Genomic DNA, 19,092 nt, shown 5'->3' with positions numbered 1-19,092 from the left:
CCTAGTTCAGAGATTAAACCGATTAAATGTTTGATGCTGCGGCCTAGTCTATCCAGTTTCCAAACCACCAACGTATCGCGCGCTTTTAAGCAATTTAAAGCGCGTTTTAATCCGGGTCTCTGGTCTGTTTTTCCGCTGATTTTATCCTCAAAAATCTGGTCGCAATTTGAGCAAATCAACGATTTTCGCTGTAAATCGGTGTTTTGGTCATTTTTTGACACCCTCATATAGCCTATTTTTGCCATTTTAGCCTCTAATCCTTCCCCTGAAAGCCTTGTCATCGCTGGTTTTGGTCAAAATATTAGCTAAATCCCCGATTTAAGAAAACCTTGGTTTAACGGAAACGGTAGATTGTGCAAAAAATGCACTGGATAAACGAACGGGTGGTAGCGTCAATGGCAACCTCCATGTGACCCAATCTGTGCATATCGGCGATAACGATTCAGGATTACGGGCTAATGGCGATGGCAACGTGGCATTTTATGCTAATAATGCAAAAGTAGCTTCCTGGAATAATGATCGATTGCATTGGTTAAAGAGTGTAGAAATTGATGGAACCATCAATACTCATAGCAATTTGCATATCTCATGGGGCGGCAGAACCGCGGTTTATCAAGAAAATGGTGATGTAACTGGCCCTATTTGGGGCGGGGCGTTAAGCAGCTGGCTTAATATGCAGATTAACAATCGAGGAGCAAAAAATACAGCTCACCTCGCTACGAATGGATGGTGGAAATGTGGTGACAGCGGCCTTATCAGACAATGGGGCATCACACCACCACTCAATGCCGGACAGATTTATACGGTATCTTTACCTTGTCCCGTCCCTCATGCCATTTTCTCGGCAAACGCGACGGTAAAATACAAAGGTATTGCTCCCGAGGGCAATTTAGGTACTTATGTCGAAATAGTCGGAAAATCGTTAATTATCAGTGCAGATTATACCAGAACAGGGATTAAAGCGCCGAGAACATGGGAGCTGGTTTGCTACTAACTCAACATTATCAGGCCGCCCTGACAATGTAGTTAAACGCGACATTTCGCGGGCGGGTTTCGCTACCGCCTGCATTAGACGTTGTTTTGTCAATGAATAGAAAAGAATCATTATCTCCATCCGTAGCACGTGAACCTGTATCTGCATTATACCCTACAGGCATTTTTTCTTTATTGTTTGCGTGGCCTAGTGGACCATCATCTTCAACATAATACCTGTCCCGATAACCATGAGCGTGGCGCTCGAGTGATGCAGTTTCAGACGATAAAACCTTACGCCTAGGATTCACGCCTCGCCCAGCATCCCAGCCACGAATAAACTCACCACGTAAATCAGGGAGTTTTCCTGATGGATAGGCGAGTGCTAAAAGCGGGTATTTTTTCTTATCGAATGGCTCACCGTTGCAGATAAACCAACCGGTCGGCGCTCTTTCAGCAGGCCAAGGCAGGGGAATACCTACCGGGATTTCGACACGCAATACTTCGGGTGTAACAGCATGAACATCTGTGGCAGTTAGCTGCACATCCTGAGTGAGAGTTTTGCCGTTAATTTTACGCTGATTGGGTGTGGCATTTTTAGCCAGATTTACCGTTTCTAACAAACCAAGGTTTTTTATAAATTGATTTTTGTCCAGGATGTCCGCCCCATTCTCATTTTTTGCCAGTTTTTGACTCAACAGTTGCATGACGTTTTCAGCAAATTTGGGGTTATTGCTGATGGCCTGGGCCAGCTTGTTCAGCGTATCTAAATCGGACGGCGCTTTATCAACAACCGCATTCACCCGGTCATTGACCGCCTTGGGTGTCGCGGCGGTAGTGTCGTCCGCGCTGCGAGGGGAACTGTTTAACTGCACAATCCCTTTGCGGTGCACCGTGGCTTCCTGAATACCGTCCTGGGTCGCCAGTTTGCCCAGCCCCAGATGCGTGCGGGCCTTTTCCTGCGCCGTCTTACCCGCTGCCGCAATCTCCGTCAATGCCTGGGTTTTCAGTAACGCCTCCTGACCGATAATCGCCCGGATAGCCAGCGTCAGCTGATTTAACTTGCCCTTATCCGGGCGGATGCCCGCGGCGTCCAGCAAGGCCAGTTGTTCAGCTTGCTGGATATTGAACCAGTCTTCCCCCGGCCAGCTGATGCCCTTGTGGCCGTCGCCCTCGGTAAACCATAACGGCGTGGTGCTCTGGGTTTCTTTCAGCGGCGGCATGGTGGCAATGCCGCTGTTGTTATCTAAAAAATACATTAGCCTTTCTCCTTTTTGTCAGCATACACATAGCGAAAGTCCTGATGCGCCGGCTTATAGCGGTTTAACAGGCATTCCAGTATTCCTGCATAATAAATACGCAGCGGCGTGGTGATCGGGTCAAGCACATGCATCGGGCGATAGTCCACGTCGGTCTCAATCGTCACCATCGTGACCCACTGATTATCCGGTAAGGTGCTCATGTTCACCGTAAAGCCGTAAGACCGCGCCAGGTCAATGTAAAACTGCCGGTTGAGGCTCGGTTTCATGCGCAGTTTGTTGGCCGCATAGCGCTGGCGCTCATCGATACCGGCATCGTCGCCGATATCACAGTCCGGTAGCCCTAAAAAACGCTCCCAGTCAGCCAGCAACAGTGTGGCGGTCAGCGGAAAACGCTCGGCCAACAATTGCTCGGCGCGTTCGGTGACGCGTGCTGTGCTGCGGGCCAGGCCGTCGGCCAGCGACGCCAGCAGCGTATCCGGCGCTTTGTTCCAGGCCAGGCCATTAGGCAGCAGTTGCAGCAGTGCGCGCTGGTGTGCTTTTAAAGCCATGTGATATCCCCCATCACCAGTAGCTCGGTTTTTCCGCTACTGACCGGCGTCAGCGGGTTTTTCAGGGCGTAATCATCCAGCCCGCTTATCCCGGACAGCACACGCCAGAATGCCGAAGGCAACAGGGTTTCGCCTGGTTTGGCCGCGGTGTAAAACAGTTGCCTGAGCGCCTCGCGGATACGGGCCTGGTTATCCGGGGTATTGGGGGCGATACGCAGCGTGATATCGACCTTTTTTGCCCCTGGCGCAAACACCGTCACCGTCGGCCCCTCCGGTTGGCCGACCCACTCGCCGGTGGCCGGGTCCCGGTGGCGCGCGAGATAGTCGGTCACCCGCGCAATATCGGTCGGGCCGGGGAAGATATCCGGGTGATGGTCCATCACGAAGGTCACGCCCACCGTGCCCGCCCCGTTCCAGGTGGGCAGACACCAGCTACGCGTGACGCCCGGCACCTCGCGCGCCCAGCGTTCGTAATCCCAGCGCGTGCCGCCGCCCGGCGGAAACTGCACCCGATACAGCAGGCGCGACAGCAATTCCTCCACGCGCTCGCGGTCAGCGCCGCCCCGAATACCCGGTGCTTCCGTCAGCGCCTGCTGGGCCACCCCGGCAACCGGGGTCACAAAACCGAGGGACTGTCCCGCACCGCAGTCACCCGCCAGCCCCGGCTGGTCGGCCTCAACGTTGACCGTTACGCTGCCGGCCTTGCCCTCGGCGGCGTCTGTCAGGCGGTAAAGCGCGCCGTCAGCCCGTTGCAAACGTGTGCCGACCGGCACACTGGCGGCATCATACAGCGACAGCCTGACCGGGCCGCTGGCCCGTGCGGCCTGTTTGCGCACCACGCCCCAGAACGCACAGTGTTTGAGCAGTTCGCTTTCGTCGGCGTCGCTCGGAATGATTTGCCGGGCTATCCAGCCCAGGTGCTCATGCTCCAGCGCCGACAGCCCGGCCTGCGCCATCGCCATGGCACCCAGCAGACTGTCCTGGGCCGGTAGCGCGCCCGGCAGGCGTTGCGCCACATCCTGCTGCGTCTGGCTGATAAGCTCGCCGAGCGTGGGTATCTGATACGGCATTTACATCCCCTCCAAACGGGCTTTAAAGGTAAACGGGCGCGCACTGCCGTCCTTGAGCGTCAGGCGCACGGTCAGTCGCAGCCAGCCCGGCAGCGGCGCACTCGCCTGGCAATGCAACTGGCTTATCATCCCGGCGTCCAGCAGGCCACGCAGCGCCTCATGGGCGTAGGCTTCCGCCCGCGCCAATACCGCAGGCAGCGCCTTTTCCCGTGACAGCAGCCACAGCCGCGCGCCAACCGGGCGGTCGCGGTAACTGTCCGCCCACCATCCGCGCCGGTCATGGCCGCCATCCGGCAAACAGTCGGAGACCTCGGCACGCCGGTCGGTAAACAGGCACAGCAGCACCGTGGTCGTCAGGCTGTCGTCGGCGAGTAAATCCGCGCCCTCTTGTACCAGCATCCCCTCGCCATTCATCCAGCGTAGCGCCGCGTCGCTCATTGCGGCCCCCCGGTCAGACTGCCCCGGCCATTTTCCTGATGGCGGTGAGCACTCTGTTTGACACCGCCGATAACGGCTTCCGGTGCGGTTAAGGTGCCTTTAGATTCAGCACTGCCCTCAATCGTGATGTTCTGTTTCACGCTCACGCTCTTTGCTATTTCCACATCACCGGTAAAGCGCGCTGTCGGAGTGTTAAACACCGCCTCCTGCTCGGCGACCACTTCCAGTGTTTTACAGGTGATGATGCAGCGCCCGTCCCGGGTCAGACGCAGACGATGCCCCTCATAGTGATACAGGCCGCTATCCCCGGCGGGCAGTCCGGTGGGTCGATAACGGCGGTCTTCTACCACTAGCACGGTCGCCTGGTCACGACTGCCGCCCAGGCAGGCAAACACCACCTCAGCCCCCGGCAACGGCACGCTGATATGCCCGTATTGCTGCGGGCGCTCGACCTCATCGAAGGTTTCGCCGTCCAGCGCCGTCAACTGGACGTTTTGCGCTTTCAGGCTGTCATTGACCCCGGTCAGAACGCCACGCCCAAACAACAGCCGGATCCCGCGTATCACCGGGGCAAGCAGCCGTTGCAGTGCGATATTACTCATCGAGTTTATTCCCCTGGTTAAGCCAGGCCCGCACCAGACCGTCGACGCCGCCGTCAGTACCGCCCGCCTGACGCTCGGCCTCCGCCGGCACAATAAACGCCTCGCGCGGGGCCAGTGTTAACGTTGTGCGTTCCCCCTGGTCCGCATCGAGATCAAACTGCACCTGGCTAATCAACAGGTCACGGCTGACCATCGACAGACGCGGCGCAATGACGCGGGTCAGCCGATTGGTCTGCCACAGTTCACCGCTTTCGCGCCGCCAGCCCTTGACCACGGTGGTAAAGCGTTCTGACTGGGCCAATGCCCGTCGACTTTCCCGCAGGGCGCGCGCCCGTGCGGTGGCGGGGGTCAGTGTGCTGTCAGCCAGAATCACTTTGGGGCGGTAACGCCCCATCGCGGGGTCGTCGCTTTCTCCCTTGGGGGCAGCGCGCAGTGCGTTGGTGTTGGCGTCGCCGGCGTGCCCACCGCCGCCGCCGTGGCCTTTAACCCGATACTGACTGTGGCGGTCGCGCCAGTCCTCGGTGTACTCGGCGGACAACAGATTTTCACCCAGACGCAGGGTGTCAGTGGCGGTGTTCGCCGCCTGGGTAAACACCAGATCGCCATCGGCATCACTGGTCACCAAAACCCCCCGGTAACGCGCCGCCCGGCTCAGCACATCCGCTACGCTTTCAGACAGTTCAAGGGTAAAGGAGGTAAAGGGTTTGGCGGCCTCGGGGTCAGACACCGCCCAGCGCACCGCAATGCCAAAAGGGCTGCACAGGTCTTGCGCAATCTGTTGCAGGGTGCGCTGACGCCATTGCCCGCCCGGATAGACCGCCGAACAGTCCACCAGATCGCCGGTTTTATCCCGGCCCTTTATCGTCACCTGTGCCGCGTCGGCCGCCATCTTGTGCGATACGCTGTCCAGGTAGCCGGTGATGACCGGTTGCCCGTCAAGGGTCAGCGCGAGCGTTCCGCCGGCGCGCAGGCTGTCGGGCAACGCCTGGCCGGGCATCATGATCCCGAGGGTAAAATCCCCGGCCAGACGCGACAGCCCGCGGGTAATACTGACCGAGAGCCAGTGGGTGAAAATCCGGTTGTCGATGCGCAACGCCACCTCAGCCACCGAGCACCTCCACGCGCTCGCCCCCCGGCACAAACAGCGGATGACGCAGCCGGTTGCGACGAATAAAGCGCGCCGTGTCACGCGCATCGCCGGTGATGCGGTACAGGGTCACCAGCGCCGGCTCGGTGATTGTCACTGCGGCCTGGATCAGGCCGGGTAACGCCACGCCGCGATGGGATAAATCCGCCACAAAGGCGCGGCTTAACGCCCGCACCTGCAAGGCCAGGCTCTGATAGCCCAGCGCCGAGCTGGTCAGGGCACACGCATCCAGTCGGCGCGCGACCTGCTGGCTGACGCGCACCACATCCGGCGTACTTTCCAGCCAGACGCTGGCGCTGTCACTGAGCGGCAGCGGGGCGGGCGAGACCGTGTGTGGCAACACCTGCGCCGGTGCGTTTTGGCCGACCGCGGCCAGACTGGCGGTAAGCAGGGACGACAACATCTGTACCTGCACCACCGCCACCGCCAGGCGCAGCGTATTGTGCAGCAGTTGCAGCGTGGCGCGGGTGGCAGGTTGCAGCCCCTGCCTATCGCGCAGGCGATCCTGACGGACCAAAGCGCTGTCCAGCCGGTCGGCCAGCTGGACTATCTGGTGTTGGAGAGCGCCGGGCTGCGGGGAGACCGGCGCGCGTGCCCGGTTTTTTATCTGCTCAGGTTGGGGGTAAGCCGGCAGGCGCTGTATGCCCTGAAAAATGCCCTTGAAGGCCAGCGCCAGGCGGTCGGGGGTGCTGATAAGCCCCTGGATATTGCCGCGCAGGGCGGTAAACGAGGCACTAAAGCTCTGCATATCGGCCAGCAGCCCCAGACCCGTGAGGGCGCTTTCCAGCGTGTTGGCCTGCTCGCTAACGGTATCCATCAACGCCTGCGCGTCATGCAGCGAGGCCTGCCAGCCATCAGCCAGCGTTGAAAAGAGTGCGGCCAGTGTGCTGTCGCCCTGGCGATTGACCACCCCAGCCGTATCTTGCGCCACCGCAGGGGCGGTCTCATCGGCCACCGGCACCACCGTGACGGTAAACTCCACCAGACGCTGGTTATCGACGCTGTAGCGGCTTTCAAAATGTTCAACCAGCACCGACAGCGTACCCCAGTCAGGGTGCAACACCTCGCCCGGTCCCGGCGCATTCAGCGCCTGCGTCAGCCGTACCCGCTGCGCCTGCACATCATCGCCGGTCAGTGACAGGGTGAAGGTGTGCTCAGGCAGTTTTTTTCCTAAATCGTCTGCCCCGCCGTGTTCGCGCAGCGGGTAATCACGCCGCACCACCCGGCGACCGCCGCGACTGCGCTGCTCTTTGTAAACCCAGAAAGGCACGCCGCGAAAGCGGCCCTGACCGGTACTTTTCATCTGCGCACCTCAATAAATACGGTAGTTGTCGCCGTTATACACATCGAGCTGTAAGCCAAAGGCGTTGCTGTCGGTGACGGCGCTGTTTTGCAGCACCAGGCCCGGGGCCAGGGCGATACGCATGTCGGCCTGGGCTTTCACTGCCTGCGGTATTGCCTGTTGCTCGTCCTGCTTGTCCCACCGGGCGTAGATATCGCCCAGCCAGCCGCCGAGTTTTTCGCCGAGTACGCTACCCAGCATCGAGCCGGCCACCGCGCCAATCGGGCCGCCGATAGCGCCGACGAGTCCGCCCGCCGTCGCCCCGGTTGCCGACCCCAGTGCGCCGCCTTTATCTTCGGCTGTCGCGTCTTTATCGAGCAGCGTAGGGGCAACCGACAAAGCCGTGAGTAACGGGCCGCCGAGCCGACTGCCAAACCGCAGGGCACCGCGACCGAGTGCGCCGGCCTTATTACTCAGCCAGCCGGTCGCGCCCGACAGTGTCTGCATTGCGCCGCCGAACAGGCCGCTGGCCCGCTCGCCCACCTGACTCAACCAGCCGCCGGCGCGGCGGCCAATGGAGGCCATAAACCGGCCTGCACGAGCCACACCCGGCACGCTGCCAAGCAGGGTGCCTGCACGATTGACCAGGCCGCCAAAGAAGCCTGAGACGGCGGAGGCCGCCCGCCCCAGACGGGAGCGCGGCACCGGGGCCGCTGGACGGCCCGGACGCAGGCGCGAGCCTTTACGGCGGGTGCGTCCGCTGCCATCGACATAAGTCTCACTGCCTCCCCCGACGCCGCCCGCCGGCCAGTTGGTGACAAACACGCTCACCGGCGCACCCAGTCCGCCGCCCATCGCAAACGGTGCCGGGCCAGGCAAACCCGCCGGGGCATTTTTGCCGCGCCCACGCCACCATCGATAAGCCCGCCACGGGTAACGCACCGGCGCACTGGCCAGCCCCCAGGCGGGACGGGCTATCGCCATGCCGACACGGGCCAGTTTCGAGGCGACGTAAATCGCCAGCATGGCTTTGGCGGTGTTAGCGGCATATTTGCCGATAGTGTCGAGGGTGTCGCCGTAACCGGCCTGGCGTAGCGCCATCAATTCAGCATTGACCCGGCTCAGGCCATTTTTAAACAGCGTGACGCCCCGTCGGGCACTGTCGAATACCCCGTTAAAACGGCTGGCCAGCCGGTTGGCCCATTGGTCCTGCAAACCGCTTTCCTGCGCCTCGCCGGCAACATCCAGAAAGTCTTTTAACTCGGTTTTAAGCCGTTTAAACGGCCCTTGATTCATTACCTTGACGGCGAACTGCTGCCAGACATCACCCAGCTGGGAAGTGAGTCCCGTCCACGAGTTCATCGCGTCTTTCTGCGCCCCTTTGGCCTCTGCCCGCATCGCCTGAAACAGCAAGCGAATAGACTCAGGCCCCAGCAAGCCTTTTTCCCCGCGAGCCTGCATTTCAGGACGTGTTTTTCCCAGCGCCCGGCCAAGGATGCTGTAAACATCAACGCCATAGCCGGTTAACAGGTTCGCATCCTGCGCTTGAATGCTTTTGCGGGAAAACATCTGCTTAAGCTGAAGGGAGGCACCTTGCGCTTCCGGCAGCGTCCAGCCGTGCCGCGCGCCCTGGTCTTCCAGCATGGCGACAAAAAGCCTCGCCTGCTCTCGGTTCATGCCAAATTCACGGCTGGTCGTGTACTCCTGAATGACGCCCTGCAAGCCCCAGGTGGTGTCTTTGGCGTTTTTCGTCGCCCACTGAATATCGTCGTCGGTCTGTCCCTTGTTCTTGTTATTCTGCGCGTTCAGGCGAATGGTGTAGTTTTCCATTGCCGCCGCCGGGTCGATAAAGGCTTTTTTCAGGCCAACCAGTGCCGCGCCCCCGGCCAGCAGCCCGTAAAGGCGTGCTACGCCGCCATAGGCCGCCTTGGCGCGCGTCTCCAGATGGTCAAAACCGGATGACACCGACGCCAGCCCCAGGCGCAGACCGCTAAAGGTGCGCTGGCCCTGATGGCCCAGCCGGTCAAGCTGACTTCCCAGGCTATTCGCCCGCAGACCGAGACCGTGCAGGGATGCGCCGCCTTGCCGCCCCATGCCGACCAGACTTTGACCGAACAGCCGCGCCTGCCGGGGCAGGGTGCCCAGCAGGTCAACAATGACGGCGGCTTTGACTTTTTTTTCTGCCATCGGTTACTCACGCTGTAATAAATGGGTGGCTTGCTGGCAGTGCCGGTAGAGCCGGATTAACGGCAGGGAAAGCGCCCAGTCCATGCCCGATTTGGTAACGGTTGCGAGCATCAGCGCCGCTTCCTCAATTTTTTCCCGACACTGCATCCAGTCGCCCCGCATCAGCCGCCAGCTGGCCGGCCAGCGCGCTGCCGCCCAGACGCTGGGCGATGATAAGGCGTTCAATATCCCGCGCCGACAGGCTTTTCAGTTGCAGCAGCGACAATGGGCCGTTGAGGTTGCCCAGCCGGGCGACCTGGCGGCGCAGCAGCTCAAACTCCACCATCGCTGGCGAACGCACTAACTCTGAGCCGTTAGCCGTCTGCACCACCCGCTCGGCGGCCAATTCGGCATCAATAATGTCCTTGCCGGTTAATGGCCGCAGGGTGACGTCCGTATGGCGCTGTTCATCATCACCGCTGCCGGTGACCAGACCGTCAACCAGGGTCAGTTGCCCGCGCGCCAGTTCGTCGGCGACACTGGCGATATCCGGCGACACCCCTTCAACCTCGTGGGCCGCCGCCAGGGTTTCCATGCTGTGGGTCATGCTTGCTCCTTACGCCACACGCTGGCTGCGAATGGCGGTAAATTTGGCGGAAATTTCGCCCGCGTCCGTCAGGGATTCTTCCCCGTTGCTCCAGGCGTTGGTCATCATGTGCGTTTCGCCGGAATCGGCGGCAAACTCCAGCGTGACATCGTGCCAGCCGTTGATGACGTCCACACTCAGATCACCCCGCGCCGGGAATTTGCATTCCAGCGTGGCGGCGCGAGGTGTCGATTTGTAGCCATAAACGCGTGCGCCGGTCACTTCCTCGCGTTTTTCCCCGGACGGGGTAAAGGTGGCCCCCGTCAGGGTCGGGTATTCCTGCCCGTTAACCCGGACAATGGCCTTGCCCTGGTATTGCAGTTTGCCAAATGCCATCGTACCCCCTTACAAAATGAACTGAATTTGTTCTGCGAAAATGCGGAACTGGTTGACCACATCCGGCCTGCACAGTACGTCTACCCGGTTGCGGTCGTTTTTGTTGCGCTCGACAATCAGGCTGTCGCGGAAGCGCTCGAAGTTCTCAATCAGCCCCGCCTCCAGCCACTCTATCGCCAGCGCCAGTAACTGGGTGCGGATAATGGCCGGCGTCACCATCGCCTGCCCCGGTGCCACCGGCGTACCGTCATCGGCCAGCTTATGGCGCGGAAAGCGCTGGGTGATGCGTACCCCGGTGGAATAGCGCAGATAAGACAGCGTCGCCACGGTATTCACATCGAGGTAAGACGGATCCGGATCGCCATAGGCGTTGGTACGATAGGTGGTTATCTGCCGCTCAATCTGCACCCCATCGTCGGCCCCCACGGTCACGGTAGCGATGCCGTCATACAGCAGCTGGTTGGGCGCAGCCGGTCAGACAATGCCGGCGCCAGCCGTCGCGGCAGGCGCAGGCTTTGCAGCGGGCGCGCCGGATCAAGACTTAAATGTTTTGCGCCAATGGCACACAGGGTGGCCGCCCACAGATAGGCCGGCTCGGGGGCGCGCTGAATGCCGCTACAGGTCAGCAGAAAATCATTGCGCGTCTTACCGAACTGGGTGATTTCCCCCAGACTGCCGGTATGGGCCGCCCAGGCGATGCCGTCAGACATTTTGGTCGGTCCCCAGCGATCGCGCAGCGCTTCACTCAATAATTTCAGATTGGCCGCATCGAGCCAGGGCATGACAATATGGTGATACTGGGTATCCCCCAGCGCGGCAATACTGTTGGCCAAATCAGGGTTCGTCGCCCGTGCAGCGGGCGCGGCAAGTGTCACTGCCAGCCCGGGCGGCGTTATCTCGCCATCGTAATAATTCAGGCGGATATCCTGCGCCGAATAGTCGGAAATAAACCGTGCCGTCAGGGTCACCACCGTTTGATCGGCAGTGACATTTTCACCCCCCGGCGCGGCAGACACAGCGGTCACCGGCAGCGACGGCAGGGCATTAATCGCCAGGGCCAGCGCATCGCCGACCGCCTTACCCTGCTGGCCTTTCTCCACCGTCACGCGCACCCGCACGCCCCCGAGATAGACATTCAGTACCCCGGCCTGTTGTGCTGTGCCCGATAAGGTCAGGCTGCCGGCATCGGCCTTGCCCGCCCCGTTACCCTGCGCCATCACGGTTAACACCGCATCCGGGTTATCGGTTAAAAATTCCCTCACCATCGCCGCCAGCATCGATCCCTGGCCCCAGAGTGTCGCGGCATGATCGGCGCGGGTGATGCGGACCGGCGTGTCTACTGCGCCGCTGCCGTCGACCTTGCCGTCCTTGATGGCGGCCTGACCCAACATCAGCACCTGGGTCAGCGTGGTCGGGTTACCGGTGACGGCCTGCGAATTATCAATCTCAATATGCGTCAGCGGTAGGCGAACCCCGGCGCTGATTTCATTAAAGCTTATGGTCATGAAGGCGACTCCTGTTTACTCAAGGCGGCAGGGGCTGACTTTTGCCGGGTGGCCGCCGGTTTGGATGGGGGCGGGATTTCCAGCACATCCTTGAAACGCAGCCGGCGTAGCCAGAAAGCATTGCGCGGCACGCAGGCCCCCGTATCCGGTAACATCCGCAGGGAATTCGGTTCACGCACCGTACGCTCCGGGGCCGGCACCACAAAAATCATCGGTAAGTCATGCGGGTTAGGGAAGCGCATCAAAGCGTTATCGGTGTCATTCATCGTCAGTGTGTCCCCTGCGCAGGGTAATATGGGCGGCGAACGGCAGACTGTCGTCCGCCTGGGTAAAGGTCTGATAATGGCGCAGGTACGCATCCACGCCATCGTCCTGCATCAACGCTGGCACCGGCTCCTCACAGGTAAAGTAGATGCCATACAGCACCACGCCGCAATTCCCCTGTTCCTCCGTGTACAGGTTGCTCCCCTCTTCAAAGCGCATCGGCCCAGCGTTTGCGGGACAAAAACCCGATAAGCCCGCTATCAGGCGCGCCACTATCTGGTAGAGGCCGGGGCGGTCTCCCTCGGCACCGTTGATAACCTCGGCCACCACGTAAAAAACAAAGCGACTGTCAATCACCCCTTTCACTTGACCCGCCTGCGCTCCCAGCCACACCAGATATACCGAGGGCGGTGTAAGTAGCACATCACGCAGCCCCGCCTCGCTCCAGTCGCCGGGATGGGTGGTGATCTCGCGCAACGTCTTGCCAAACACATCATGTAGCCGCGCCAGCAAGGCGTTTTCGGTGGAGACAATCATCAGATAAACCCTTTCTGCTGGCGCCCGAACACCGACGCCTCGGCCTGCATCTGCGGCAGGTCGGCACTGTCGGGAGCCTGGTTATCGTTATCCACCCCGAGCGGCAGTTCACCCTTTTTCACCGCCTCCAGCCAGCGCAGCGCATCCTGGTAACGCTGGCGGGTTTGCTCAGTGGCCCGCTCGTCATTCAGGTAGTAAAACGCCAGGGTGCAGGCATGCTGTTTCAGCACCGACGGCACCACCGAGAGCGGCAGCGCGTAACGGGCCGCGATAAAGCTGTCCATCAGGGCGCTGGCATCGCTGAGCGCCTGGTCCACTTTCTGCCGGGCTGCCGCCTCATCGCCGCGCCCGTCGACCAGTTTTTCTATCAACGGGGCGCTATAGCGGGCGCGTAAATCCTGCTCACTGGCATACATCCACTGACTCTCCGTTAATGACCGTTAAAACCCGGTTTAAAGGGCGTTTAGAGCGCATCCGCCACCAACAGTGTCAGCTTGCCTTTCATTTCGTTAGAGACCGTGGTGCTGCCCTCGGCCAGTAATTCCCGCTCCAGTAACTGGGTGGCGGTTTTTTCCAGCTCCACCGGCACCACCAGATGGGTCGGGCGAATACCCAGCTTGCGACCGCCATCGGCACTAAAGCCGCGCATGGCGCTCCAGCCTTTCCAGAGGTTATCCAGCGTCAGTGACGCCTGCATGCGGTAAGCCATCTGCCAGAAGCCGTAGCCCACATTGCGCCGGGCGGAGGCACCAAAGACAAATTCGTTATCGGTAAACGCGCGCCCCTCATCGACCTTGGTCAGGGCGAGTAACTCCGGCGGGCGGCGGTTCTGGAAAATCAGCGGTTTAAGCGCCCGTGAGCAGTCCAGCAGATACCATACCGCCCCCTCGTAGTATTTTTCTGTTGCCCCGGTGCCGGTTTTTTCAATCAACTGGTTGGCGACCTTTTTGGCGGTGCCGGTGCCGTCGACCTTGGGATAGACCGGATGCTCGCTATCAAAAAAAGGTTTACCGTCGTAGCAGTCGGTTTTATTGCCGTCGCGCAAGGCGGTAAACACCAGTTCGTCCGGTTGTGCGGCGGCAGCGCGCCCCATTTCCTGAAACAGCGGGGTATACACGCCCAGATTGTCATCCTCGAAATCATCGCGGGTAATGGCCACCGTACCTTCATAGGTCTTGTTGTTGATGGTGTAACCATAGACTTTCATCTGCTGGATACTGCGTGCACCGACCCACTCACGGAACGCGGGAAACTGCCGCAGCCAGCCGTAGGTATTGGATTTTGACGTCGAGGGCACGCTGGTCGCCACCTGCTGATAGTGAGACGGGGCCATCGCCAGCCCGTTCTGAAACTCTTTGCGAAAGCCGGTCATCAGGGCAGTGATTTGCGACGGGGTAATGGGGGTTGGCATTATAGTGCGTCCTCGGTCTTGATTTTCTGGAACGCCGCCGGGGTCATCCCCAGCACGCGCGCGGCCTGTAACTCTTCCGCCGACAGGGCGACGGTGGCGGTTTTTTCACGGTGTTGGGGCGGCAGCATCAGGGTTTCGGTCTGCACCCGGGTCAGGGCGGCTATCGGCTGGCGCGTCGCCAGTTGCGCCGACAACGCCGCCACGCCAATCTGGTCGCCGAGTGTTTCCAGGTAGGCGCGCTCGGATTTCAATATCCGCCCGTCCTGCTCGGCCTGGTCCAGCGTCTGCGCCAGGGTGGTTTTTCCCAGGTCGGCGGACAGTGACACCACCTGCTCACGCACCGCGTTATAGGTCTCGACCGGGACATAGCGGCGTAAATCCACGGCCACCGTCGGTGCCTGGGTTTTCAGGGCGTTCAGGTCAGCGGACAGGGCCGCCATAGTGGTTTCCAGCGCGGTAGCCTTGTCCGCCTGGCTTTTTAGCGTGGTCACGGCAGACAGGGCGGCGGTGGCGACCTCAGTCTTTCTCAAAGCCCTTGCAGAGCAGGCAAAAGTAAGTGTCGTTACCCAACAATCGAATACCACCACCAATCTTTCTCCGGTCGCCATGCAGGTGGCCGAACAGGAGGATTATGTAACGCAGGTAACAACACAATCTACCGCGAATGTCGGCACGGCAACCTCGATTCAGCCCGCCACCATTACCACCGGGTTTTATATCAATCTGCTACCGAATATCATGCCGGACGGTCAACACCTGTTACTGCAATTTGCCATTAATCTCTCTGAACCACCTACTCGCCGTACCTTTACTTCCGGCGAAAGCTCGGTCGAGTTGCTCAATACGCAACTGAAAACCTTTACCCAGCGCGTGAAAATGAAAACCGGCCAGACATTGGTGTTATCTGGCTTTCAGCAGGCCAGCCGTAAAGGGAGCAAACAGGGCGTCGGTCAACCGTGGTTCTTTGGCTTAGGCGGCGGTCAACAGGCAGAAGACGGTGATCGGATGCTGGTTGTGCTCATTACCCCGGTTCTGTCGCAGGAGGGATAATGATGACGACAACACCGCTATTTACCGCGACGCCTATTGTGCGAGGTCGCCGCGTTTTTCTGGCCGGAATAGACTGGCTCCCCGTGACGTTGCGGGCGGGTAAAAACGTTAAAAGCGAAGCGCGACGGCAAGGGGCCGATCGCGTGGTCAGCTATCGCTATCGGGACAGCCAGAAAAATCCGCAGGGGGTGATGGGGTTGGTCAATTGGGCAAAGCTGGCATTGCCCAAAGGCTGCAAGGACGGTTACGCACTGGCACTACTCATCGCCCGACAACTTAAAGGCAGCGGCTACGCGATTATCGCGATAGACAAGGCGCATTACGGCTTTGTCAGTACCATTGACGGCGTACTGATTAACGATGTGGTCGGCGACAAGGCCGCCATCGCGCAGACGCAAAAAAACTTTCTCCAGTTTAACCGTGAGCCGGAAGGCGGCTGGCAGATTTTTGCCCCGGCAGACTGGAACATCGCCGATAGCCAGCCTTTTGATTTAGACGGTTTGCTGGCAGGGCCTGGCTTTCCAGCCAGCGCCCGATTTCAGGCAACATCACGCAAGCGGCGATTTTTAGGCCTGTTCACCCTGTGCGGCCTGATGTTGGCCGGTTACGTCGGCTGGCAGGGATATCAAACCCATCAGGAAACGTTACGTCAGACCGCGATACGGGCGGCATGGCTGGCACAGCAACAGGTGCAACCCTCCCCGGCGCTGCGCTCGCCGTGGCATGACACCCCGCGATTGATGCCGTTTATTAGCGCCTGTGCCGAACATTGGCAAAAAATCCCGCTGTCGCTGGCAGGCTGGCGCTTTAAAGAGGCACAGTGCGTACAGGAAGGAACACTACGACTGGCGTACAGTAAACCCGTTGGTGCCACCGTGGGCGACTTCGTTTACCGGGTGAAGCAGGTTTACGCCGGGCAAACAACGCCGTATTTCAATTTGCCCGGTCAGGGCGATACCGGCGGCTTTAGCCAGCACGTGACCTTCACCGCGTCGCCGGATACCCGTGCTTTGCCAGAGGCAGATCACCAGATACAGCGATTAACCACCTTTGCGCAACGAATGCGGTTGCCGATTAACTTACAGGAAGACGACAACCGTCAGGTGAGCGCTAACGGCGAAGCACTGATTATGCCGTGGCGAAGTTTTAGTTTTTCACTGGAAACCGCCATCCCCCCAACCCTGTTGTTTGATGAACTGGACGATTTGGGTTTACGCCTGCACGTCATCACGATCACGCTCAATCAGGGGCGCTTAAGTTACCGGATGCAAGGAAAATTATATGCAAAATCATAAATGTGCCCTGTTTATCGCGGCAGGATTAAGTGTGGCAGCCTATGCCGAAACCCCGCCGCAGCAACCGCCGGTAATGGAAGAGTACACCCTGCAACGCCTGGAGCAGATACAGGCCGAAACCGTCATGCTGGAAGCGAAAGCTGCCCGCGCCCGCATTCAACGCGAACTGGAAGAGAGCGGTATTGATGCCCGGACAGCGAATTTACCGCTCAATGGCCGGGAGCTAGCAATTTTACCCCGCGCCGGGGGCTTACCGTCAGTAGAAGAAATTTACGGCAGTGGCAAGCAACTCATGGCGCGTCTGGTGCTCTCCGATGGCAAGCGTGCCGAACTACGGCAAGGCGAGCAGATCCCCGGCACCCGTTTTTTGATTGAAGTGATTAGCGCCCGCGAAGTCCGCGTGGCTGACGGCAACGATAAACGCACACTGGCATTTTATTAATGCAAAAAAGAAAAAGGTTAAAACGGTAACTATGGATTTAAGGGGATCACCAATGCACAAAAGAATCATGATGATAAAAGGCGATATTACACATCTCCCTGTTGACGCTATCGTTAATGCGGCCAGAACGTCACTACGATCCGGGGGCGGCGTCAGTGGCGCTATTCATCGCGCTGCTGGCCCCAAACTAAAAAAACTTTGTCAACAGCAGCGACATCAACAGGGTGCCTGTCCAACCGGACACGCGGTTATCACTGATGCAGGGAATTTACCTTCACGGAAAGTGATACACGCGGTTGGCCCTGTATGGAGGTGGGGCTGGCGGGCTACATTGAAACAATCCCAGTTGGCGAGTGCATATCAAAACAGTCTGTTGCTGGCCGTTGAACACGGTTTACAGACCATCGCGTTTCCGGCGATAAGTACGGGTCACTATCATTTCCCTCGTCTTCTCGCCGCGCGCATTGCGATCACCACCGTCAGAGACTTTTTGAAATCTAACCCCGTTATCAGCCAGGTCATTTTTGTCTGTTTTAGTGAAAGGGATGCGGCAATTTATCAGACGTCTTTGGATTTTTATTTAAAGGGAGAAGATGACTTATGTTAAACCTCCTTCCACAGCCCGATGCCGATATCGCCCGCTTTGTGCGGGTGACACAGGCCGAAGACGGCATGATTGATATTTTTATCGCGGATAATTATCGCGAGGATTTCAAGGTTCAGCACTTTGTCAGCCGGGTACAGAAAGCCTTTCCGGGGCGTATCCGCTGGGCCAGCCTGTCACTGGATGAAATCGCCAACGTAGCCATCCCCTTATCGAGCGATGTCCCGGCACACAGCGTTAACCAGCAGCGGGTATTAAGCTACTTCCGCAAGGCCATTGCACTCTCCGCCTCTGATCTACATTTTACTATCGGGCGCGATGGCAGCGAATTTTGCTATGTTGAAGTGCGGGTACACGGTGAACTGCAATGTCTGGATTGCATCGACAAGGACGAAGGAATGGCGCTGGCGTCCACCATTATCCTGTCGATGTGTGATGTCACCGAGAAACAGTTTTACCCCAATCTTCATCAGGACGGTCGTATTGCCGAACGATTTTTAAAGCCGCTGGGGATATTTGGCGCACGCTATGCGCATATACCGGATGTGGAAGGGCTTTATGTGGCGATGCGCCTGATTAAGGATGACGGCGAGACGGTACCGGATTTTGAAACACTGGGCTTCTTGCCCGAGCAAATCAGGGTACTGAAACGCTTGTTACGCCGTCCTGAAGGGATGATGATTTTATCCGGGCCAACCGGATCAGGTAAATCAACCACGTTACGCACAGCAGCGGCGGCCTACCTGTCGTTGTGGGGGTATGTCAACAAGTTGACGATACGGCGACTGTTAACCATTGAAGATCCGCCCGAAGGCCGGATTTATGGCGCGATCCAGACACCGATTATCGCCGACAAGAAAAACACCGAGGAAATCAAACGCGCGTGGCTATTGTCGATGGCCTATGCCTTGCGTTGTGATCCGGATGCGATTTTAAACGGCGAAATCCGTGATTATGATTCCGCCATCACTGCCTTGAAAGCGGCCATGACCGGGCATATTCTGATGACCACACTCCATGCCAATGATGGCCTGAATATCCTTGAGCGACTGGAAGTAGAAGGGGTATCAGGACGATTACTGGCCGATCCTCAATTAATGATTGGACTGATAAGTCAACGGCTGGTACAGCGCTTATGTCCGCACTGCAAAGTGCCCTATCAGCGGGTTGCTGGGCAGCTTGAGGTGGACGATCGCGATTTAATTGAACACTGTTGCCAGCCTAAAAAGGTGTTTATGCGCCATTTTGAAGGCTGTGAACACTGTTATCCCGGGATTGTCGGGCGGATAGTGGTGGCCGAAGTGATCGCCCCGGATGCACAGTTTTTTGAATTATATCGGACAAAAAGCAAGGCGGCAGCGAAAACCTACTGGCATCGTAAATTAGGTGGCATTACCCGTAATCAGCACGTTTTGCACTATATTCATGCGGGAGAAGTTGACCCGCTGGCCGCGCATTTTATTTGTCCGATTGATGAAGACAATTATACTTTACTGCCGGAATAAACCAATAAAT

The 19,092-nt window shown here is 58.7% G+C and carries 23 protein-coding genes and 2 pseudogenes; 7 read left to right on the top strand and 18 right to left on the bottom strand.

The window, feature by feature from the left end:
* Nucleotides 1-2: 2 nt before the first annotated feature.
* Nucleotides 3-245, bottom strand: a pseudogene (locus V3224_RS21995) (recombinase family protein); the annotation flags it as partial.
* 164 nt (nt 246-409) lie between these two features.
* On the opposite strand from V3224_RS21995, the gene V3224_RS21990 reads away from it, so the two are divergent.
* Complete coding sequence (locus V3224_RS21990) at nt 410-994, top strand: gp53-like domain-containing protein (protein ID WP_334467938.1); 585 nt, start codon at nt 410-412, stop codon at nt 992-994.
* Between the two features lie 10 nt (nt 995-1,004).
* Here V3224_RS21990 and V3224_RS21985 read toward each other — a convergent pair whose 3' ends face one another.
* From V3224_RS21985 to V3224_RS21965, 5 genes are read right to left on the bottom strand one after another with little or no spacing between them, the layout of a single operon-like run.
* A complete protein-coding gene (locus V3224_RS21985) occupies nt 1,005-2,231 on the bottom strand; it encodes a tail fiber protein (RefSeq protein WP_334472665.1) in 1,227 nt (408 codons plus the stop codon).
* Nucleotides 2,231-2,782: a YmfQ family protein gene (locus V3224_RS21980; protein ID WP_334469511.1), complete on the bottom strand. Its 552-nt coding sequence runs from the start codon at nt 2,780-2,782 to the stop codon at nt 2,231-2,233. The genes V3224_RS21985 and V3224_RS21980 overlap by 1 nt, the downstream gene beginning before the upstream one ends.
* Entirely contained in the window at nt 2,773-3,852 is a 1,080-nt protein-coding gene (locus tag V3224_RS21975) for a baseplate J/gp47 family protein (protein ID WP_334469513.1), read from the bottom strand. The genes V3224_RS21980 and V3224_RS21975 overlap by 10 nt, the downstream gene beginning before the upstream one ends.
* Nucleotides 3,853-4,290: a phage GP46 family protein gene (locus V3224_RS21970; protein ID WP_334469514.1), complete on the bottom strand. Its 438-nt coding sequence runs from the start codon at nt 4,288-4,290 to the stop codon at nt 3,853-3,855.
* A complete protein-coding gene (locus V3224_RS21965) occupies nt 4,287-4,796 on the bottom strand; it encodes a phage baseplate assembly protein V (protein WP_334470336.1) in 510 nt (169 codons plus the stop codon). Before V3224_RS21965 ends, V3224_RS21970 begins: the two co-directional genes overlap by 4 nt.
* On the opposite strand from V3224_RS21965, the gene V3224_RS21960 reads away from it, so the two are divergent.
* Entirely contained in the window at nt 4,716-4,913 is a 198-nt protein-coding gene (locus tag V3224_RS21960) for a hypothetical protein (protein WP_334470380.1), read from the top strand. The two genes, V3224_RS21965 and V3224_RS21960, sit on opposite strands and share 81 nt — an antisense overlap.
* Here the strand turns inward: V3224_RS21960 and V3224_RS21955 are convergent.
* The 12 genes and pseudogenes from V3224_RS21955 to V3224_RS21900 form a co-directional block, all read right to left on the bottom strand.
* Nucleotides 4,885-6,000 (bottom strand): phage baseplate assembly protein, encoded by a 1,116-nt coding sequence (locus V3224_RS21955; protein ID WP_334469516.1) that lies wholly within the window; start codon nt 5,998-6,000, stop codon nt 4,885-4,887. The genes V3224_RS21960 and V3224_RS21955 overlap by 29 nt on opposite strands.
* The gene (locus V3224_RS21950; protein WP_334469518.1) at nt 5,993-7,342 is read right to left on the bottom strand and encodes a DNA circularization protein; all 1,350 of its coding nucleotides are present in this window, start codon (nt 7,340-7,342) and stop codon (nt 5,993-5,995) included. The genes V3224_RS21955 and V3224_RS21950 overlap by 8 nt, the downstream gene beginning before the upstream one ends.
* A 9-nt stretch (nt 7,343-7,351) precedes the next feature.
* Nucleotides 7,352-9,508 (bottom strand): tape measure protein, encoded by a 2,157-nt coding sequence (locus tag V3224_RS21945; RefSeq protein WP_334469520.1) that lies wholly within the window; start codon nt 9,506-9,508, stop codon nt 7,352-7,354.
* A gap of 3 nt (nt 9,509-9,511) precedes the next feature.
* A complete protein-coding gene (locus tag V3224_RS21940) occupies nt 9,512-9,655 on the bottom strand; it encodes a hypothetical protein (protein WP_334467923.1) in 144 nt (47 codons plus the stop codon).
* Nucleotides 9,633-10,094 (bottom strand): hypothetical protein, encoded by a 462-nt coding sequence (locus V3224_RS21935; protein WP_334467921.1) that lies wholly within the window; start codon nt 10,092-10,094, stop codon nt 9,633-9,635. Before V3224_RS21935 ends, V3224_RS21940 begins: the two co-directional genes overlap by 23 nt.
* Before the next feature lie 9 nt (nt 10,095-10,103).
* Nucleotides 10,104-10,469: a phage tail tube protein gene (locus V3224_RS21930; protein ID WP_334467919.1), complete on the bottom strand. Its 366-nt coding sequence runs from the start codon at nt 10,467-10,469 to the stop codon at nt 10,104-10,106.
* A 9-nt stretch (nt 10,470-10,478) separates the two neighbouring features.
* Nucleotides 10,479-11,974, bottom strand: a pseudogene (locus tag V3224_RS21925) (phage tail sheath subtilisin-like domain-containing protein).
* Nucleotides 11,971-12,240, bottom strand: a complete 270-nt coding sequence (locus V3224_RS21920; protein ID WP_334470948.1) for a DUF2635 domain-containing protein — start codon at nt 12,238-12,240, stop codon at nt 11,971-11,973. Before V3224_RS21920 ends, V3224_RS21925 begins: the two are co-directional and overlap by 4 nt.
* Nucleotides 12,233-12,775 carry a phage protein Gp37 gene (locus V3224_RS21915; RefSeq protein WP_334472664.1) on the bottom strand — a complete coding sequence of 181 codons (543 nt, stop codon included), beginning with the start codon at nt 12,773-12,775 and terminating at the stop codon, nt 12,233-12,235. The genes V3224_RS21920 and V3224_RS21915 overlap by 8 nt, the downstream gene beginning before the upstream one ends.
* Entirely contained in the window at nt 12,775-13,191 is a 417-nt protein-coding gene (locus V3224_RS21910; RefSeq protein WP_334472663.1) for a gp436 family protein, read from the bottom strand. Before V3224_RS21910 ends, V3224_RS21915 begins: the two co-directional genes overlap by 1 nt.
* Nucleotides 13,192-13,238: 47 nt before the next feature.
* A complete protein-coding gene (locus V3224_RS21905; protein WP_334472661.1) occupies nt 13,239-14,186 on the bottom strand; it encodes a Mu-like prophage major head subunit gpT family protein in 948 nt (315 codons plus the stop codon).
* Nucleotides 14,186-14,716: a phage protease gene (locus V3224_RS21900; RefSeq protein ID WP_334472659.1), complete on the bottom strand. Its 531-nt coding sequence runs from the start codon at nt 14,714-14,716 to the stop codon at nt 14,186-14,188. The genes V3224_RS21905 and V3224_RS21900 overlap by 1 nt, the downstream gene beginning before the upstream one ends.
* On the opposite strand from V3224_RS21900, the gene V3224_RS21895 reads away from it, so the two are divergent.
* From V3224_RS21895 to V3224_RS21875, 5 genes are read left to right on the top strand one after another with little or no spacing between them, the layout of a single operon-like run.
* On the top strand, nt 14,694-15,236 hold the full coding sequence (locus tag V3224_RS21895; RefSeq protein WP_334472658.1) for a hypothetical protein: 543 nt from the start codon (nt 14,694-14,696) through the stop codon (nt 15,234-15,236). The two genes, V3224_RS21900 and V3224_RS21895, sit on opposite strands and share 23 nt — an antisense overlap.
* Nucleotides 15,236-16,531, top strand: coding sequence for a type 4b pilus protein PilO2 (pilO2, locus tag V3224_RS21890; RefSeq protein WP_334472657.1), 1,296 nt, complete (start codon nt 15,236-15,238; stop codon nt 16,529-16,531). Before V3224_RS21895 ends, pilO2 begins: the two co-directional genes overlap by 1 nt.
* Nucleotides 16,518-16,973, top strand: a complete 456-nt coding sequence (pilP, locus tag V3224_RS21885) for a type IV pilus biogenesis protein PilP (protein WP_334472655.1) — start codon at nt 16,518-16,520, stop codon at nt 16,971-16,973. Before pilO2 ends, pilP begins: the two co-directional genes overlap by 14 nt.
* Before the next feature lie 52 nt (nt 16,974-17,025).
* Complete coding sequence (locus tag V3224_RS21880) at nt 17,026-17,580, top strand: macro domain-containing protein (protein ID WP_334472654.1); 555 nt, start codon at nt 17,026-17,028, stop codon at nt 17,578-17,580.
* Nucleotides 17,574-19,082: a GspE/PulE family protein gene (locus V3224_RS21875; protein WP_334472653.1), complete on the top strand. Its 1,509-nt coding sequence runs from the start codon at nt 17,574-17,576 to the stop codon at nt 19,080-19,082. Before V3224_RS21880 ends, V3224_RS21875 begins: the two co-directional genes overlap by 7 nt.
* Nucleotides 19,083-19,092 lie beyond the last annotated feature (10 nt).

It is taken from the genome of Arsenophonus sp. PmNCSU2021_1, from assembly GCF_036919435.1.
GTDB classification, from domain to species: Bacteria; Pseudomonadota; Gammaproteobacteria; order Enterobacterales; family Enterobacteriaceae; genus Arsenophonus; species Arsenophonus nilaparvatae.
Note: the sequence above shows the minus strand (reverse complement) of the source record. Positions and strands in the feature narration are given on the sequence as shown.

What these genes read in the sequence shown, in the direction of transcription:
- V3224_RS21985 (WP_334472665.1), bottom strand. Translation starts at nt 2,231, where the DNA reads ATGTATTTTTTAGATAACAACAGCGGCATTGCCACCATGCCGCCGCTG.
- V3224_RS21980 (WP_334469511.1), bottom strand. Translation starts at nt 2,782, where the DNA reads ATGGCTTTAAAAGCACACCAGCGCGCACTGCTGCAACTGCTGCCTAAT.
- V3224_RS21975 (WP_334469513.1), bottom strand. Translation starts at nt 3,852, where the DNA reads ATGCCGTATCAGATACCCACGCTCGGCGAGCTTATCAGCCAGACGCAG.
- V3224_RS21970 (WP_334469514.1), bottom strand. Translation starts at nt 4,290, where the DNA reads ATGAGCGACGCGGCGCTACGCTGGATGAATGGCGAGGGGATGCTGGTA.
- V3224_RS21960 (WP_334470380.1), top strand. Translation starts at nt 4,716, where the DNA reads ATGCCCGTATTGCTGCGGGCGCTCGACCTCATCGAAGGTTTCGCCGTC.
- V3224_RS21950 (WP_334469518.1), bottom strand. Translation starts at nt 7,342, where the DNA reads ATGAAAAGTACCGGTCAGGGCCGCTTTCGCGGCGTGCCTTTCTGGGTT.
- V3224_RS21945 (WP_334469520.1), bottom strand. Translation starts at nt 9,508, where the DNA reads ATGGCAGAAAAAAAAGTCAAAGCCGCCGTCATTGTTGACCTGCTGGGC.
- V3224_RS21940 (WP_334467923.1), bottom strand. Translation starts at nt 9,655, where the DNA reads ATGCAGTGTCGGGAAAAAATTGAGGAAGCGGCGCTGATGCTCGCAACC.
- V3224_RS21935 (WP_334467921.1), bottom strand. Translation starts at nt 10,094, where the DNA reads ATGACCCACAGCATGGAAACCCTGGCGGCGGCCCACGAGGTTGAAGGG.
- V3224_RS21930 (WP_334467919.1), bottom strand. Translation starts at nt 10,469, where the DNA reads ATGGCATTTGGCAAACTGCAATACCAGGGCAAGGCCATTGTCCGGGTT.
- V3224_RS21920 (WP_334470948.1), bottom strand. Translation starts at nt 12,240, where the DNA reads ATGAATGACACCGATAACGCTTTGATGCGCTTCCCTAACCCGCATGAC.
- V3224_RS21915 (WP_334472664.1), bottom strand. Translation starts at nt 12,775, where the DNA reads ATGATTGTCTCCACCGAAAACGCCTTGCTGGCGCGGCTACATGATGTG.
- V3224_RS21910 (WP_334472663.1), bottom strand. Translation starts at nt 13,191, where the DNA reads ATGTATGCCAGTGAGCAGGATTTACGCGCCCGCTATAGCGCCCCGTTG.
- V3224_RS21905 (WP_334472661.1), bottom strand. Translation starts at nt 14,186, where the DNA reads ATGCCAACCCCCATTACCCCGTCGCAAATCACTGCCCTGATGACCGGC.
- pilO2 (WP_334472657.1), top strand. Translation starts at nt 15,236, where the DNA reads ATGATGACGACAACACCGCTATTTACCGCGACGCCTATTGTGCGAGGT.
- pilP (WP_334472655.1), top strand. Translation starts at nt 16,518, where the DNA reads ATGCAAAATCATAAATGTGCCCTGTTTATCGCGGCAGGATTAAGTGTG.
- V3224_RS21880 (WP_334472654.1), top strand. Translation starts at nt 17,026, where the DNA reads ATGCACAAAAGAATCATGATGATAAAAGGCGATATTACACATCTCCCT.
- V3224_RS21875 (WP_334472653.1), top strand. Translation starts at nt 17,574, where the DNA reads ATGTTAAACCTCCTTCCACAGCCCGATGCCGATATCGCCCGCTTTGTG.